Genomic DNA, 15,511 nt, shown 5'->3' on the forward strand with positions numbered 1-15,511 from the left:
CCTCGATTACCTGCCAGGTAATGCGCCCTGCCCTCCGGAGCACCCGCCCTGCTTGCGCGGGGAATCTCCCAGTCCTCGGTAACTGTCGGTCCCGCGTGGCACGATGGCCGCAAGCCAACATGGGAGCGATGCTATGAGTGACGCAGTGGTCGCGATCGGCACCCGCAAGGGCCTGTTCCTCGCCCGTTCGGCGGACGGCGGCCCCTTCCAGGTCGAGCCGATCCAGTTCTCCACGGTCGCGATCCCCTCGGTCGCGATCGACACGCGCGGCACGACACCCCGGCTGCTGGCCGGCATCGAGTACGGCCACTTCGGGCCGTCCGTCATGTACTCCGACGACCTCGGCGCGACCTGGCAGGAGGCCGAGCGGCCGCCGATCGCGTTCCCCGAGAAGACCGGGGCGACGCTGACCAGGGTCTGGCAGCTCACGCCGTCGCCGTCGGAGCCCGGCGTGGTGTGGGCGGGCGTCGAGCCGGCCGCGCTGTTCCGTTCCGAGGATCGCGGAGTCACCTACGAGCTCGTCGAGGGGCTCTGGGAGCACCCGCACCGCGAGCAGTGGCAGCCGGGCGGCGGCGGCCTGTGCCTGCACACGATCGTCAACCACCCCACCGACCCCGAGCGGATGGCGGTCGCGGTGTCGGCCGCCGGCTTCTACCGCAGCACCGACGGCGGGCTGTCGTGGGAGGCCGCCAACAAGAACATCCGGGCCCCGTTCATGCCGGAGGGGCAGCAGTACCCGGAGTTCGGGCAGTGCGTGCACAAGGTGTCCATGCACCCGTCCCGGCCGGAGCGGCTCTACCTGCAGCACCACTTCGGCGTCTACCGCAGCGACGACTTCGGCGGGAGCTGGCACGACATCGGCTCGCCGCTGCCGTCGGACTTCGGGTTCCCGATCGTGGTGCATCCGTCGCGGCCCGACACGATCTACGTGCTGCCGCTGACGGCCGACGTCGACCGCACGCCGGTCGGCCACCGCTACCAGCCCCACCGCAGCGACGACGCGGGCAGGACCTGGCAGGCGTTCTCGAAGGGGCTGCCCGAGGGGCCGGTGCACGCGACCGTGCTGCGTGACGCGATGACCGCGTCGGAGGCGGGGGTGTTCTTCGGCACCCGCGACGGCGAGGTCTACGGCTCGCGCGACGACGGCGAGACCTGGTCGCTGGTCGCCTCCCATCTGCCCGACGTGCTGACCGTCCGCGCGGCGGTGCTCTAGCACATGGTGTCCACACCGGTGACGATGGTGGTGTTCGTGCTGCCCGCCTCGCTGCGCAGGTGGGTGAGCGGGCGCACGGAGGTCAAGGTCTTCGCCGTCGGCGCCGACCGCGACTCGCCGCCCACCCTGGGCTCGGCGCTGGATAGGCTGCGGCGTTCGCATCCGATGCTGGAGGAGCGGCTGCGCGACGAGTACGGGCGCATCCGCAGGCACATCAGCATGATCGTGTGCGGGGAGAACGCCCAGGGCATCGGCGGGCTCGACTGCGCGCTGCCGCCGGGCGCCGAGGTGTACGTGCTCCCCGCACTCGCCTAACCGCTCAGACCCAGCCGCTCACACCTTGCGCCAGCCCGGGATCCAGGCCCCGTCCTCGACGGTGTAGTCGCCGAAGAGGGCGGGGGCCTCCTGGCGCATCAGCTCGCCGATGCGCTGGAACAGCATGCGGATCTCCTCCTCCGCGCCGGCGGCGGTGCGGGCCTCGATCGTGTGCCGCAGCGTGCGCACGTTCGCGGTCCACACCAGCCCGGTCGCCAGGCCCTCGGGGGCGAACCTGCGCATGAACGAGGTACGGTGCTTCTTCTCGGAGAACGGCACGCCCTCCTCGTCGAGCCCGAAGTGCCCGGCCATCCAGAGCTGGAACTGCTCGAGCTGCTCCAGCACGGCCGTGGCCCGCTTCATCAGCTCCTCGTCGGCCTGCGCCCACTCGGGGAACCAGAACGGCAGCTCGTCGAGCCGGACGAAGCGCAGCGACTCCTGCGAGATGGCCACGCCCGGGCGGTGCCGGACCAGCTCGTGCGTCAGGACCCGGCTGACGTTGTGCAGCACGAAGCTGAAGCTGACGTGCTCCAGGACCGACCCGTGCGCGCTGGCCAGGATGTTGCGGAGGTAGTCGTCCTGGTTCTCCCTGATCCTGACCACGTTGGGGTTGAGGCCGGGCTCGAAGGAGCGGTAGCAGAGCCGGCCGGCGAACTCGGCGAGGTTCTGGGCGTCGAGGTCGCCGCGGTCGAGCCGCTCCAGCCAGCTCTCGCCACCGACCTCGCGCAGGTAGCGGGCCAGCTCGTCGTAGTCCAGGGTCGGACGGGCGACGATGAAGACCTCGGGTTCGACTGTGCGCATGGGGAGCCCCCGCTCGGATCGGCAGTGTGACGGCCCAAGCAAACCAGGTCACGGCCCCGCGCGCGAGTCGGCGCCCGCCGCCCCCTCACCCTGGTACGGCGGGCGCCTCCCCAGGTCAGCGACCTGGCAGCTCTCGCGTCAGCAGCGTACGGCGGGCCTGTCGCGGGTCACCAGATCGGTGTCGCCCGCCGTCCCGTCGAGCCAGACGATCGTGCCGCCCTCCCCCACGGCGAAGTAGTCCTGCAGCCCTCGGTTGCAGGAGTGGCGCCGCAACGATCCGCCGGTGAGCGGCACCTGGAGGATCTTGGGCAGGGTGGCGTTCTCCAGCGTGTCACCGTCGGGCCACGCCCCGATGGCGACCCTCGTGCCGGCGGCGTGGAACCACACGGGTGACGGCGCGGCGGGGCCGTCGGGCACGATGGCGGTGGTGCCGGTACCGTCGGCGGCGGCGCGCATGATGGCGTAGCGGCCGTCGGCGTCGGTGTCGACGGTCCAGACGACGTGCCGGTCGAGCATGACCGGCAGGACGCTGTCCGAGGGCAGCCCTCCGGTGCCGGGCACCTCGGGGACGACGACCTCGGTGCCGGTCGCCAGGTCGTAGATCGCGGGCGTGCTGTGGAAGGCGCCGCCCTCCTCGTGGACGCGGAGGTAGGACAGCCTGCCGCCGTTGATCGACGGCGTGTACCCGCTGACGCCGGCGGCCGCGGTGACCTTGACCGGCGCGGCGTCGCCCCGCTTGATCCAGATCTCCACCTCGCCGCTCGCCGGATCGAAGCTCTCCCAGGCGATGACGTCGCCGCCCACGTCCAGCTCGGTGACCAGGTCGGGCGCCTGGTGGACGAGGCGCGGCGGGCTGCTCGCGTCGAGCGGGCGGGCGTGGATCCGGAAGCTGGTGAACGCGGTGTCGTACGACGCCCAGACGGCCTGCCGGCCGTCGGTCGCCGGGTAGTAGTTCCACCGGTCGCCCTCCGACAGCCTCACGGGCTTCCCGCCGCGCACCCGCCCGGCGAGGATCGAGGACGGGGCGGCGCCGTCGGGCGAGGAGTTGGAGATCACGTAGCGGTCTCCGGCCACGTCGGGGATGGCGTTGAAGTCGGTGATGCCGTCGATCAGCACGCGGCTGTCGGTGCGGATGGCCCGCTCCCAGCCCGGCCTGATGCCGTGCCGCTCGAACGCCCGCGCGACCGCCAGCCGGTCGCGGGCGGGCCAGCCGAGGGTGCGGGCGGCCGACTCGACGGCGCGGCGGCCGTCCGTGAAGTCGTCGAGCGGCGTCATGTACTCGGTGAGCGCCTTGTAGGCGAGCCTGTCGGCCTTCGGGCCGCCGAGCTGCTCCCTGACGTCCCACAGGGCGCCGGAGAAGATCGTGGAGTTGTAGTGCACGCCGCCGTTGTCGAAGCCGACGGTCAGGCCGAGGTAGTCCTCGGCGGCCACCCGGGCGTCGTCGAGGTCGCGGCCGGCGCACTCGGCGGGCGGCAGGGTCTTGCACAGGCCCTCGCCCAGCAGGCTCGCGTCGGGGTCGGTCATCGGGATGCCCAGCGTGTCCACCTGGATGGCGTTGCCGAAGTAGTCGGCCAGGCCCTCGTTGATGGCGCCTGACTGGCCTAGGTAGACCAGGTTCGCGCTGTGCTCGATGACGCCGTGGGTCATCTCGTGGCCGACCACGTCGAGGCTCGCGGCGAAGGAGTGGAAGTCGGGGCCGCCGCCGCCGTAGACCATCTTGGTGCCGTCCCAGAAGGCGTTGGCGAACGGCTCGCCCTGCGCGGTGACGTTGACGACGGAGTACATGGTGCCGCCCCGCCCGTCGAGGCCCTCGCGGCCGAGCCGCCGGTAGTACTCGTACACCTGGCCGGCGCCCCAGTGGGCGTCCACGGCGCCGGACTCGGTGTGCTCGGGGCCGAAGGCGGGCGCCGCCGAGCGGACGAGGTCGGTGCCGGGCGGGATGCCGGACCCCAGGTAGTCCGAGAAGTCCGCGCCCCTGGCGTCGTAGGTGAGGATCTCGCCGGTGGTGCCGTTCCACATCGGGCGGGAGCGGTCGCGCAGCTCGTAGGCGCCGTCGGCGCGCTGGTAGGCCTGGAGGACGACGTCCCGGCCGTGCGCGGTGCGGCCGCTGCCCTCCACCGGGCCCTCCCTGCGCAGCCGGTCCACGGTGAACAGCGGGCGGCCCGAGTGGGCGTCCACGTACGCGTCGAGCAGCAGCGGCCGCCCGGCCTCGCGCCCGCTGAGCACGACGTGCCAGGCCAGCACGCCCTGGCCGCGCGGCACCACGACCAGCTCGCCGGCCTTCGCCGCGATCCCGGCGCGGGCGGCCTTGTGGTCGCGCGTCATCAGGCCGCGGGCGATCCCGGCGGCGGTCTCCGCGTTCACGGCCGGGGCCGGGTCGACGTTCAGCTCGGTGAGGAAGCGGCCGCCGGCGCCGACCACCTCGCGCCGGCCGCCGTCGGTGCGGAAGCGCACGAGGTAGTGCGCGCCGAAGACGGGCAGGCCGCGGTGGCGCTGGGCGAACCTGACCGTCTCGTCCCGGCCGTCCACGACGGTCTGGAGCGGGGCGAGATCGGCGGGGTCGAGGTGGTAGCGGGGGTCGGCCAGGTGCGCTCTGGCCGCCGCGACGGGGTCGCCCGCCTGGGCGGGCTCGGACAGGCCGGACACCTCCGCGGGCGCCCGCGTGCCGGCCCGGGACTCCACCTCGGGCGGCGGATCAGCCGCCGCCGCCACTCCCGGTACGGACAATGTCACGCATAACGCGGCAATAAGGGTGATGGGACGCCAGGACACGACACCTCCAGGTGTGCGATGGTTTTCTGGCGCCCCCGATCATCACCGGCACATTGACAAGGAGACAAATCACAATTCGATCAATCCAAATGGAAATGATGGATTTTCCATGTGATTTCGCGGCGCTTCACAAGCGGTAGATCCGCCGGGCGTTGCCCGAGCCGATCATGTGGGCGATGCGCGCCGCGTCGGCCGTGCTCCACTCCCCCGCCGCGATCCTCGACCCCAGCGCCCCCGCCAGCGCCCGCCGGTACGTCAGCGCGCCCAGGTAGCCGGTCTCGGCCAGGCCGCGGCAGCCCGAGCTGAACAGCTGCTTGTGGAAGGGCGCCAGCTCCAGCAGCTCGTCCATGACGCGGGCCGCGGCGGCGGCGCCGTGCGGCAGGGCCAGGCCGACGTCCACGTACACGTGCGGGAAGACCCCGGCCAGGTGGGCGGCCTGGCGGTGGAACGGGTAGCAGTGCAGCAGGATCACCGGCACGCCGAGCGGTTGCAGCGCCCCGGCGAAGCCGCTCAGCCTGGCCGGGTCGGCGCGGTGCGGCTCGCCCGCCTGCCCGCCGAACCCGGTGTGGAACTGGACCGGCAGGCCCCGCTCCCTGGCCACGTCCACCGCGCTCCAGAGCAGGTACCGCAGCAGGACGTGGTCGGTCAGCGGCGCCTTGGGGTCGGCCAGGCGCCGGTTGGCCGCCGCGATCACCGCTCCCCTGGCCGGGCGGGCGGGGTCGAAGTCGAGGCCGCACAGGGCGCCGATGACGGTCTTGAGCCCGACCGCCCTTGCGGCCCTGGCGGTCAGCTCCTCGCCCAGGTTGTCCAGGTAGTCGACGGCGAGCTCCGCGGTGGCGGCGACGTCGCGCTCGATGCGCTCGATGCGTACGAGCTCGTCGGCGGCGGCGCCGCCGTGGCGGCCCATCTCGGCGGCGGTCAGCACCTCGAGGTCGCTGTCGCCAGGCTCGTGCGAGTCCGGGGAGGCGTCCACCAGGAACGCCACCACGCCGGCCCCGGCCAGCAGCCGCCGGTTCACCTCGGCCGCCCCCAGCTCGGTGCGGCGGGCCAGGTAGACGGCCGGCGGGGCGTGCGGCTCCAGGTCGAGCAGCGGCGCGCACCAGCGGCGCACGGCCGCGCCGAACGGCGTGTCGAAGTGGGTGGTGCCGGGCGGCGCGGGGCTGCCGCCCTCGCCGCTGAGCAGCTCGAACTGCGCTCTGCTCAGGTCGTCGCGCCGCACCCCGTGACAGTGATGGTCGACGAGCGGGGCGAGCAGCGCGTCACGCACCGTGCCGGGCAGGTCTACGGGGAGCATGCGGGAACTCTAGGGGAGCCCCGCACGCCCCCGCCCGGGTTTTACCTACTGCGGGACAGACGCAGCACGTTCGCGATGATCTTCGCGCCGGCGCCGCCCTCCTGGGTCAGGATCGACTCGGGGTGGAACTGCACGGCGAAGCGGCGCCGCGCCGGGTCCTCGATCGCCATGACGTTGCCGTCGGGCGTCAGCGCGGTGGGCGTGAAGCCGACCACGCCGGGCCGCTTGGCGTGCAGCGAGTGGTAGCGGGCCGCGGTGAACTCCTCCGGCAGCCCCTCCAGCAGCGCGCTGTCGCCGAGCCTGCCGACCTGGCCGCGCTTGCCGTGCTCGGGGTAGTCGAGCAGCTCCAGCGTGCCGCCGGCGTGCTCGACCATGGCCTGCAGGCCCAGGCAGACGCCGAAGACCGGCAGGTCGCGGGCGTAGACCTGGTCGAGCAGGGCGGAGATGCCGAAGTCGGTCGGCCAGCCCGGGCCGGGCGAGAGCACGACCAGGTCGGGCGCGATCTCGTCGAGCATGGCGACCGGGAAGCCGTGGCGCAGCGTGACGACGTCGGCGCCCTCCTGGCGGAAGTAGTCGGCCAGCGTGTTGACGAAGGAGTCCTCGTGGTCGACGAGCAGCACCTTCATGCCCAGGCCCGGCTGCTCCCTGGGCTCGGGGCCCTTGACGACCTCGGGCTGGTTGACCGCCGCCAGCGCGCCGAGCAGGGCGCTGGCCTTCAGCTCGGTCTCGCGCTCCTCGGACTCGGGGTCGCTGTCGAACAGCAGCGTGGCGCCGGCCCTGACGGTCGCGACGCCGTTCTTGATCTGCGCGGTACGCAGGGTCAGGCCGGTGTTCATGGAGCCGTCGAAGCCGATGAAGCCGATGGCGCCGCCGTACCAGCGGCGGGTGGTGGCCTCGTGGTCCTCGATGAACTGCATGGCCCAGGTCTTGGGCGCGCCGGTGACCGTGACGGCCCACATGTGGGTGAGGAAGGCGTCGAGCGCGTCGAACTCGGGGCGCAGCCGGCCCTCGATGTGGTCGACGGTGTGGATGAGGCGGGAGTACAGCTCGATCTGGCGGCGGCCGATGACCTTGACGGTGCCGGGGACGCAGATGCGCGACTTGTCGTTGCGGTCGACGTCGGTGCACATGGTCAGCTCCGACTCCTCCTTCACGCTGGACAGGAGGGTGCGGATGGCCTCGGCGTCCTCGACCGGGTTGCTGCCGCGGGCGATCGTGCCCGAGATGGGGCAGGTCTCGACCCGGTCGCCGGAGACGCGGACGTACATCTCGGGCGAGGCGCCGACGAGGTGCTCGCCCTCGCCGAGGCTGATGATGAACTCGTACGGGGCGGGGTTGCTGTGGCGCAGGCCGCGGTAGAAGGCGGACGGATCGGCGCAGGTGGCGTGGAAGACCTGGCCGGGCACGACCTCGAACAGGTCGCCGCGCTTGAACTTCTCCTTCGCGGCCGCCACGACCTTGGCGTACTCGCCCTTCACCGGGTTCTCCGGCAGCGCGGCGGGGGTGACCGGCGGGGCGGAGGTGCCGGTGCGCTCCAGGCCGCGGGTGGTGGCGCCGTCGACGGTGAACTCGTAGCGGTACTCGAAGCTGGTCTCCCGCTGCCGGTCGATCACGACCAGCCGGTCGGGCAGGTGCAGCACGAGGTCGCGCTGGTCGTCGGGGCGGGCGAGCTCCTGCCTGATGGGCTCGAACTGGAAGGCCAGGTCGTAGCCGAAGGCGCCGTAGAGGCCGAGGTGCGGGTCGTCGCCGGCGAAGGCGGCGATGACCTCGCGGATCGCGGTGAACACGGTGGGCCTGCGGCTGCGCATCTCCTCCGGCAGCAGGTCCTCCGACTCCGCCACGTACACCTCGACGCGGTCGGCCGTGGGCTCGGTGACCGGCTTGCCCGCGGCCAGCAGGCAGGAGGTGACGGCGGGCAGCACGACCCGGCCCCGCTCGTTGAGCGCGGTCGCCGAGATGGTGCGGCCCTTGGCGACCAGCTCCAGGCACGGATCGACGTAGCCGAACGCCCATCGGCTGTAGCGGCCCGGGTAGTCCATGCCGGAGGAGAAGGCGCCGCCGCGCCGCTCCGACAGGGCCGTCACGATCTCTTCGAGGGCGGCCTCGCCCACCTCGCGTGTCTCACGCTCGACACCGATGCCCCCGGCGGTGGTATATCCGCTCGTCTCCACTTGCTGCCCCTTTACCACATCAAATGATCGAGCCCCGGGGCGGACACGAGAAAGGCCGCCTATCCGGGGCGGCCGTCCGTTGAAGGAATGCGAAACACGCGCCGCCTAGGAGCGGCGCCACCACTGGAGCTGAGCGTGATTTCGCATGACGTCCAGAGTAACCGGCCGACCATGATCGCGCAACGCGACCCGCCCACCCGGTTGCGAGAGTTTCAATACAGAGCTGTACTGTATTTGCATGTGGCTGAAAGGAGCCCTCCCATGACGCCTACCGAGGCGGTCGTGCTGCCCACCGGGCGGCCCACCCCGTTCGATCCGCCCGCCGAGCTGGGCGAGCTGCGCGAGAGCCGGCCGATCACCCGGCTGGCCTACCCCGACGGGCACCGGGGCTGGCTGGTCACCAGCCACGCGCTCGTCCGCGAGGTGCTGGCGGACCCGCGTTTCAGCGCCCGGTCCGAGCTGCGCCACCTGCCCGTGGACTCGGGCGGGCAGGCCGGCCGGCCCGCTCCGCCCGGCATGTTCATCTCGACCGACCCGCCCGTGCACACTCGCTACCGGCACCTGCTCACCGGCGAGTTCACCGTGCGCAGGATGCGGCGGCTCACCGAGCGGATCGAGGAGATCACCCGCGTCCACCTCGACGCGATGGAGCGGCAGGGGCCGCCCGCCGACCTGGTGGCGGCGTTCACGGCGCCGATCCCCGCCGTGGTGATCTGCGAGCTGCTCGGCGTGCCCGAGCAGGACCGCGAGAGGTTCATGGCGCAGGGCACCACGCTCATGCGCACGGACGTCCCGCAGGAGGAGAAGATCGCGGCCTACCTGGCGATGCAGGCGCACATGAAGGAACTGGTGCTGGCCAAGCGGGCCGCGCCCACCGACGACATGCTGAGCGGGCTGACCGGCAGCGACCTGACCGACGAGGAGCTGGCCAACATCGGCTTCATGCTGCTCGGCGCGGGCCTGGACACCACGGCCAACATGCTCGCCCTGGGCACGTTCGCGCTGCTGCGCAACCCCGCGCAGCTAGACGTGCTGCGGTCGGAGCCGGACAGGGCGGACCAGGTCGTGGAGGAGCTGCTGCGCTACCTCAGCGTGGTGCCCTTCCTGGTGCGTACCGCGCTGGAGGACGTCGAGCTGGGCGGCGAGCGGGTCAGTGCCGGGGAGACGGTCACGATCTCGATCGCGGCGGCCAACCGCGACCCCGGCCGCTTCGCCGACCCCGACCGGCTGGACCTGCTCAGGGCGAGCGGCGGGCACGTGGCCTTCGGCCACGGCGTGCACCAGTGCCTGGGCCAGCAGCTCGCGCGGGTGGAGATGCTGGCGGGCTTCCCCGCCCTGTTCGAACGGTTCCCGTCGCTGCGGCTGGCCGTCGAGCCCGGGGAGGTGCCGCTCCGTACCGACATGCTCATCTACGGCGTGCACCGCCTGCCCGTCACCTGGGACGCGGGTCAATAGACTCCTGCCCGACCACCCGCACGAGCCCGCATGACGAGCCCGCATGACGAGCCCGCACGATGAGCCCGCACGATGAGATGGTGACGCGAGGAGCATGACCGAGCGACAGGACGAGATGACCGGCGGCGCGGGATCCGCGCGCCCGCCGGGCCGGCCGCGCAGCCAGGAGGCCGATCTGGCCATCCTGTCGGCCGCGCTCGACCTGCTGATCGAGCAGGGCGCGGCGCTGACCAGCATCGAGCAGGTGGCCAGGCGAGCCGGGGTGACGCGGGCGACGGTCTACCGCCGCTTCGCCGACAAGACCGCGCTGCTGGTGCGGGCGCTGGAGTGGGCCAACCACGACCACGACCCGGGCTTCACCGGCTGGCCCGACCTGGAGCACATGTTCGGCGACTGGGCGGCGTACCTGGCGGTGCCGCGCCACCGCCGCCTGCTGCGCCGCCTGTACGGCAGCGTCGACGACTACCCGGAGCTGGTGAGCACGTACCGGATGGTCAACGGCGGGCGGCGGGCGGCCGTGGTGCGCGAGACGCTCTGCCGGGCGCGCGACCGCGGGCAGCTTCCCCGGGACGTGGACGTGGACGTGGTGCAGCGGATGCTGACCGGCGCGGTGCTCCACGAGGTCGGCGTCGTGCCCGACCGGGAGGACGCCGCGGCGATCGCGGCGCAGTTCCTGGAGATCATGAAGCAGGTCGGGTACCGGCCGGCGCCGGCGACCACTGAAAGCTGATATTTCAGCTGACCAGATTACATTTCTCTCTGCAAAGTAACTTTTCACGACACCTCTTGCTTTCCGAACAAGATCTCTTCACCCTTCTCGACAGAGGCGTAAAGATCACCTCTCCCCTTGTCGTGAAGGAGAGACAGTGCCCCACACCCTCCGCTTACGCGCGATCCTCACCGGGATCGTGACCGTCGCCGGCCTGCTGGTCCCGCAGGCCGCGGCGCAGGCGGCGCCGGATCCCGGCAAGATCGACGCAACGGTCCTGGCCGGCCTGGCCCAGGACGACAAGGCCACCTTCTGGGTGCGGCTGAAGGGGGACGCCGACCTGAGCGGCGCCCGCCGGGCCCTGACGAAGGAGGCGAAGGCCGAGCAGGTCTACGAGGCCAAGTCCGAGCAGGCGCAGACCTCCCAGCGGGACCTGCGCAAGCTGCTCGACTCCCACCACGCCGACTACACCCCGTTCTGGATCGTCAACGCGGTCAGGGTGACCGCCGGCGAGAAGCTGGCGGCCGAGATCGCGAGCCTGCCCGAGGTCGAGCGCATCGACCCGGTACGCACGCTCAGCCTGCCCAAGCCGGTCGCGGGCACCGCCCAGGCGAGAGTGAAGGTCGCGGACCCGGCGACATCGGACGGCGCGGTCGAGTGGAACATCGACCGGGTCGGCGCCCCGCGCGTCTGGGACGAGCTGGGCAACCGCGGCGAGGGGATCGTGGTCGCCAACATCGACTCGGGCGTCCAGTTCGACCATCCGGACCTGGCGGCGAGCTACCGGGGCAGGAACCCCGACGGCACCTACTCCCACGACTACAACTGGTTCGACCCGGCAGGCATCTGCCCGTCGGCGGCGCCGTGCGACAACAACGACCACGGCACGCACGTCATGGGCACCATGGTCGGCGCGAACGGCCTCGGCGTGGCGCCCGGCGCCAAGTGGATCGCGGTCAAGGGCTGCGAGGTCAACACCTGCACCGACGCGTCGCTGCTGGCGGCCGGCGAGTGGGTGGTGCGGCCGACCGACCTCAACGGCCGGAACCCGCGGCCGGACCTGGCGCCGGACATCGTCAACAACTCCTGGGGCGGCGACGGGTTCGACCCGTTCTACAAGGAGGTCGTGGAGTCGTGGCTCGCGGCCGGCATCTTCCCCGCCTTCTCCAACGGCAACGAGGGTCCCGCCTGCGACACCAGCGGCTCGCCCGGCCAGTACCAGACCGCGTACAGCGCGGGCGCCTTCGACGTCAACAACGCGCTCTACGCGCGTTCCAGCAAGGGTGAGGGCGAGAACGGCGAGACCAAGCCGAACATCGCCGCTCCCGGCGTCAACGTGCGCTCGTCGATCCCCGGCGGCTACGACAGCTTCACCGGCACGTCGATGGCCTCCCCGCACGTGGCGGCCACGGTGGCGCTGATCTGGTCGGGCTCGCCTGGCCTGCAGGGCGACGTGGCTGCCACCCGCCCGCTGCTGGACGGCACCGCCGTGGACGTCGACGACACCAGTTGCGGCGGCACCGCGGCCGACAACAACATCTGGGGCGAGGGCAGGCTGGACGCCTACGCCGCCGTGCTGGCGGCGCCGGACGAGGGGCTGGGCGACCTGTCGGGAACGGTGACGGCGGGCGGCGAGCCGGTGTCCGGCGTGACGGTCACGGTCTCCGGCCCGATGACCCGCACCCTGGTCACCGGCGCCGACGGCCGGTACGCCATCCCGCGCCTGCTGGCCGGCGAGTACGAGCTCACCGCGGAGAAGTTCGGCTTCGCCCGCGCCACCGCCGCCGTCACGATCACCGCCGAGCAGGCCGCGACGGCCGATGTGCCGATGACGGTGCTGCCCACGGGCGTCGTGTCGGGCACGGTCACGACGGCCGGCACTCCGGAGCCGGACGCGACGGTGCAGGCCACCGGCACGCCGGTGAGCGCGGTGACCGACGCGTCGGGACGGTACTCGATGACGCTGCCGCACGGCTCGTACGAGCTGGCGGTCACGCCGTCCTCCCGCTGCTCCAGCGCCGCGACGGCGGCGGTGACGGTGGCCGGTGACGCGACCAGGGACGTCGAGCTGCCGCTGCGCGGCGACAACTTCGGCTACACGTGCAGGAGCGGCGCCCAGGAGTACGCGGCGGGCACCGAGAAACTGGCGCTGACCGGCGACGACGAGGCCCAGCAGGTGACCCTGCCGTTCCCGGTCCCGTTCTACGGCACGGGCCACACCAGGGCGTGGATCGGCACGAACGGCTTCGTCACGTTCGCCGCCGACCGGGTCACGACCGGCAGCAACGGCAGGCTGCCGACGTCGGGCACGCCCAACAACGCCGTCTACCCCTACTGGGACGACCTCGTCGTGGACGCCCAGGCGGGCGTCTACACGGCGGTGACGGGCACGGCGCCGCACCGGGCGTTCGTGGTGGAGTGGCGCAACGTCACCTTCTACAACGAGGGCGCGCAGCGGGTGTCGTTCTCGGCGCTGCTGGGCGAGGACGGCTCGGTCGCCTTCCGGTACAAGGACGTCGAGAGCGAGCGCGACCGGGGCAGCAGCGCCACGATCGGCATCGAGAACCCGGCGGGCAACGACGCGCTGCTGTACTCCTACGAGGAGCCGGCCCTGGCGACCGGGCAGGGCCTGACGTTCACGGCGAGCAGGCACGGCCTGGTCACCGGCAAGGTCACCGACGCCAACGACGGCGACCCGATCGGCGGGGCGACGGTCGAGGTGGGCGACGTGGCCACGCTCACGACCGCCGCGGACGGCACGTTCTACGGGCAGGTGCTGGCGGGCGACTACGAGGCCGTGGTGTCCAAGGAGCACTACGGCACGTTCACCCAGCAGGTCACGGTGGCCGCGGCGGCGGTGACGCGGCTCGACACGGCGCTGGTCACCGGCCGGGTGAGCGCGTCCACGGCCGAGCTGACCGTGGTGATGCCCACCGGGTCGAGCCGGGCGCGGACGGTGGAGCTGACGAACCTGGGCTCGCCGACGCCGTACACGGTGACCGGCGAGCCGTGGTTCACGGTGACGCCGGCGGCCGGGGAACTGGCCAAGGGGCAGGCGGTGAGCCTGAAGGTGGAGCTGTCCAGCGCCGGGGTGGCGCCGGGCACGTTCCGCGAGGGCAAGCTGACGATCAAGTCGGCCAGCGGCAGGCAGCCCACGATCGAGGTGAAGGTGACGGTCGTGGTGCCCCGGCACCAGGTGGCCATCGACACCGCCGCCACGCGGAACTTCGTGGACGCCGCCGGTGACACCTGGACTCCGGACAAGCGGTACGCCCAGGGCGGCCACGGCTACCTGACCAGCCAGAACCGCACGCAGAGCACGTCCAGGACCATCGCCGGCACGGCGGACCAGGCTCTGTTCAGGACGGCCAGGGAGTCGATGCTGGAGTACCGGTTCGACAACGTGCCGGCCGGGACGTACACGGTCGAGCTGAACTTCGCCGAGATCAGGAACATGCGGATGGGCCAGCGCGTGTTCGACGTCCTGGTCGAGGGGCAGCTCGCGATCCCGGCGCTCGACCTGGCGCTGGAGTCGGGCACGTACACGGCGGTGACCAGGCAGTACACGGTGAAGGTGACCGACGGGCAGCTCAACATGCGGTTCGCGACCCGGCAGGGCGCGACCATCGTGAACGGGCTGCGCATCTCGGAGCGCCCTGACAAGGCGACTCCGTAGCACCGGTCGCGGGCCCGCCTCCGTCGCGGGCCCGCGACATCCGGACGCCGTCGCGGGCCCGCGACATCCGGACGCCGTCGCGGGCCCGCGACATCCGGACGCCGTCGCGGGCCCGCGACATCCGGACGCGCCGCGCGAGCGAAGAAAGGGGCAAGGCAACACCCTTCAAAGGAGAGATCTGATGCGTAAGCAACTGGCGCTCGCCGTAGCGGTGCTCGGCGCGGGCGCGATGATGGCGGCCTCGCCCGCGCTGGCCGGCAACCGCGCCGACGGGCCCCGCGTCACCGGCCTGACCACCGCGGGCGAGCTGGTGACCTTCGACGCCGGCAACCCGAAGAGCGTGAACCGGGCCGGAAAGATCAGCGGGCTCAAGGGTGACATGAAGGTCGTCGGCATCGACTACCGGGTGCAGAACGGCAAGCTGTACGCGGTGGGCGACAAGGGCGGCGTCTACACGGTGGACGGCAGGGCCAGGGCGAGCAAGGTGTCCCAGCTCACCGTGGCACTGAGCGGCAGGACCTTCGGCGTCGACTTCAACCCGGCCGCCAACCGGCTGCGCGTGATCAGCGACACCGGGCAGAACCTGCGGCACAACCTGGACGACCCGAACGGCGCGCCCGCCGCCGGCCAGACCGCCACCGACGGCCCGCTCACCAACCCGCCCGTGCCGCCCGCGACCGCCGGGGCGACCGCGCTCGGCGTGACCGGCGCCGGCTACACCAACAACGACCTCGACGCGTCCACCGCGACCACGCTGTTCGACGTGGACACGACGGGCGACCAGGTCTCGGCGCAGTCGCCGGCCAACGCGGGCAACCTGGCGCCGACCGGCAAGCTCGGCGTGGACGCCGCCACCGACGCGGGCTTCGACGTCCACAGCCAGCTCAAGAAGGGCGTGACGGTGGCGAACACCGGCTACGCCACCCTGAAGGCGGACGGCGCGTACCGCTTCTACACGGTGAACGTGCTGACCGGCGCCGCGACGATGGTTGGAACGTTCCCGTCCGGCCGTCAGGTGAGCGACATCGCGGTCCAGCTCGGCTGACGGCGCAGTGGCCCTCCCCGGGCTACCGCACTCCGGGCGGCTTATGTTACTGGTTGGTAT

The 15,511-nt window shown here is 72.1% G+C and carries 10 protein-coding genes; 6 read left to right on the forward strand and 4 right to left on the reverse strand.

The genetic code is table 11. From position 1 onward, the window contains the following. Positions 1 to 133: 133 nt before the first annotated feature. Both HD593_RS33535 and HD593_RS33540 read left to right on the forward strand, forming a co-directional pair. Positions 134 to 1,213 carry a WD40/YVTN/BNR-like repeat-containing protein gene (locus HD593_RS33535; protein ID WP_185105954.1) on the forward strand — a complete coding sequence of 360 codons (1,080 nt, stop codon included), beginning with the start codon at positions 134 to 136 and terminating at the stop codon, positions 1,211 to 1,213. A 3-nt stretch (positions 1,214 to 1,216) separates the two neighbouring features. Further along, complete coding sequence (locus HD593_RS33540) at positions 1,217 to 1,528, forward strand: ubiquitin family protein (protein ID WP_185105955.1); 312 nt, start codon at positions 1,217 to 1,219, stop codon at positions 1,526 to 1,528. Between the two features lie 18 nt (positions 1,529 to 1,546). Here HD593_RS33540 and thyX read toward each other — a convergent pair whose 3' ends face one another. The 4 genes from thyX to HD593_RS33560 form a co-directional block, all read right to left on the reverse strand. Continuing rightward, entirely contained in the window at positions 1,547 to 2,329 is a 783-nt protein-coding gene (gene thyX, locus HD593_RS33545; RefSeq protein WP_185105956.1) for an FAD-dependent thymidylate synthase, read from the reverse strand. 138 nt (positions 2,330 to 2,467) lie between these two features. Further along, a complete protein-coding gene (locus HD593_RS33550) occupies positions 2,468 to 5,101 on the reverse strand; it encodes a M4 family metallopeptidase (protein WP_185105957.1) in 2,634 nt (877 codons plus the stop codon). 127 nt (positions 5,102 to 5,228) lie between these two features. Further along, positions 5,229 to 6,395: an amidohydrolase family protein gene (locus tag HD593_RS33555; RefSeq protein WP_185105958.1), complete on the reverse strand. Its 1,167-nt coding sequence runs from the start codon at positions 6,393 to 6,395 to the stop codon at positions 5,229 to 5,231. 41 nt (positions 6,396 to 6,436) lie between these two features. Next, positions 6,437 to 8,566: an anthranilate synthase component I gene (locus HD593_RS33560; RefSeq protein WP_185105959.1), complete on the reverse strand. Its 2,130-nt coding sequence runs from the start codon at positions 8,564 to 8,566 to the stop codon at positions 6,437 to 6,439. A 261-nt stretch (positions 8,567 to 8,827) separates the two neighbouring features. Between HD593_RS33560 and HD593_RS33565 the strand changes: the two genes are divergently transcribed. From HD593_RS33565 to HD593_RS33580, 4 genes are all read left to right on the forward strand, one after another. Continuing rightward, positions 8,828 to 10,021, forward strand: coding sequence for a cytochrome P450 (locus tag HD593_RS33565; protein WP_185105960.1), 1,194 nt, complete (start codon positions 8,828 to 8,830; stop codon positions 10,019 to 10,021). A gap of 94 nt (positions 10,022 to 10,115) precedes the next feature. Next, complete coding sequence (locus HD593_RS33570) at positions 10,116 to 10,751, forward strand: TetR/AcrR family transcriptional regulator (RefSeq protein WP_221525124.1); 636 nt, start codon at positions 10,116 to 10,118, stop codon at positions 10,749 to 10,751. Positions 10,752 to 10,887: 136 nt separating this feature from the next. After that, positions 10,888 to 14,406 (forward strand): S8 family serine peptidase, encoded by a 3,519-nt coding sequence (locus HD593_RS33575; RefSeq protein WP_185105961.1) that lies wholly within the window; start codon positions 10,888 to 10,890, stop codon positions 14,404 to 14,406. A gap of 181 nt (positions 14,407 to 14,587) precedes the next feature. Continuing rightward, positions 14,588 to 15,451: a DUF4394 domain-containing protein gene (locus tag HD593_RS33580; protein ID WP_185105962.1), complete on the forward strand. Its 864-nt coding sequence runs from the start codon at positions 14,588 to 14,590 to the stop codon at positions 15,449 to 15,451. Positions 15,452 to 15,511: the final 60 nt, after the last annotated feature.

The organism is Nonomuraea rubra (assembly GCF_014207985.1).
GTDB classification, from domain to species: Bacteria; Actinomycetota; Actinomycetes; order Streptosporangiales; family Streptosporangiaceae; genus Nonomuraea; species Nonomuraea rubra.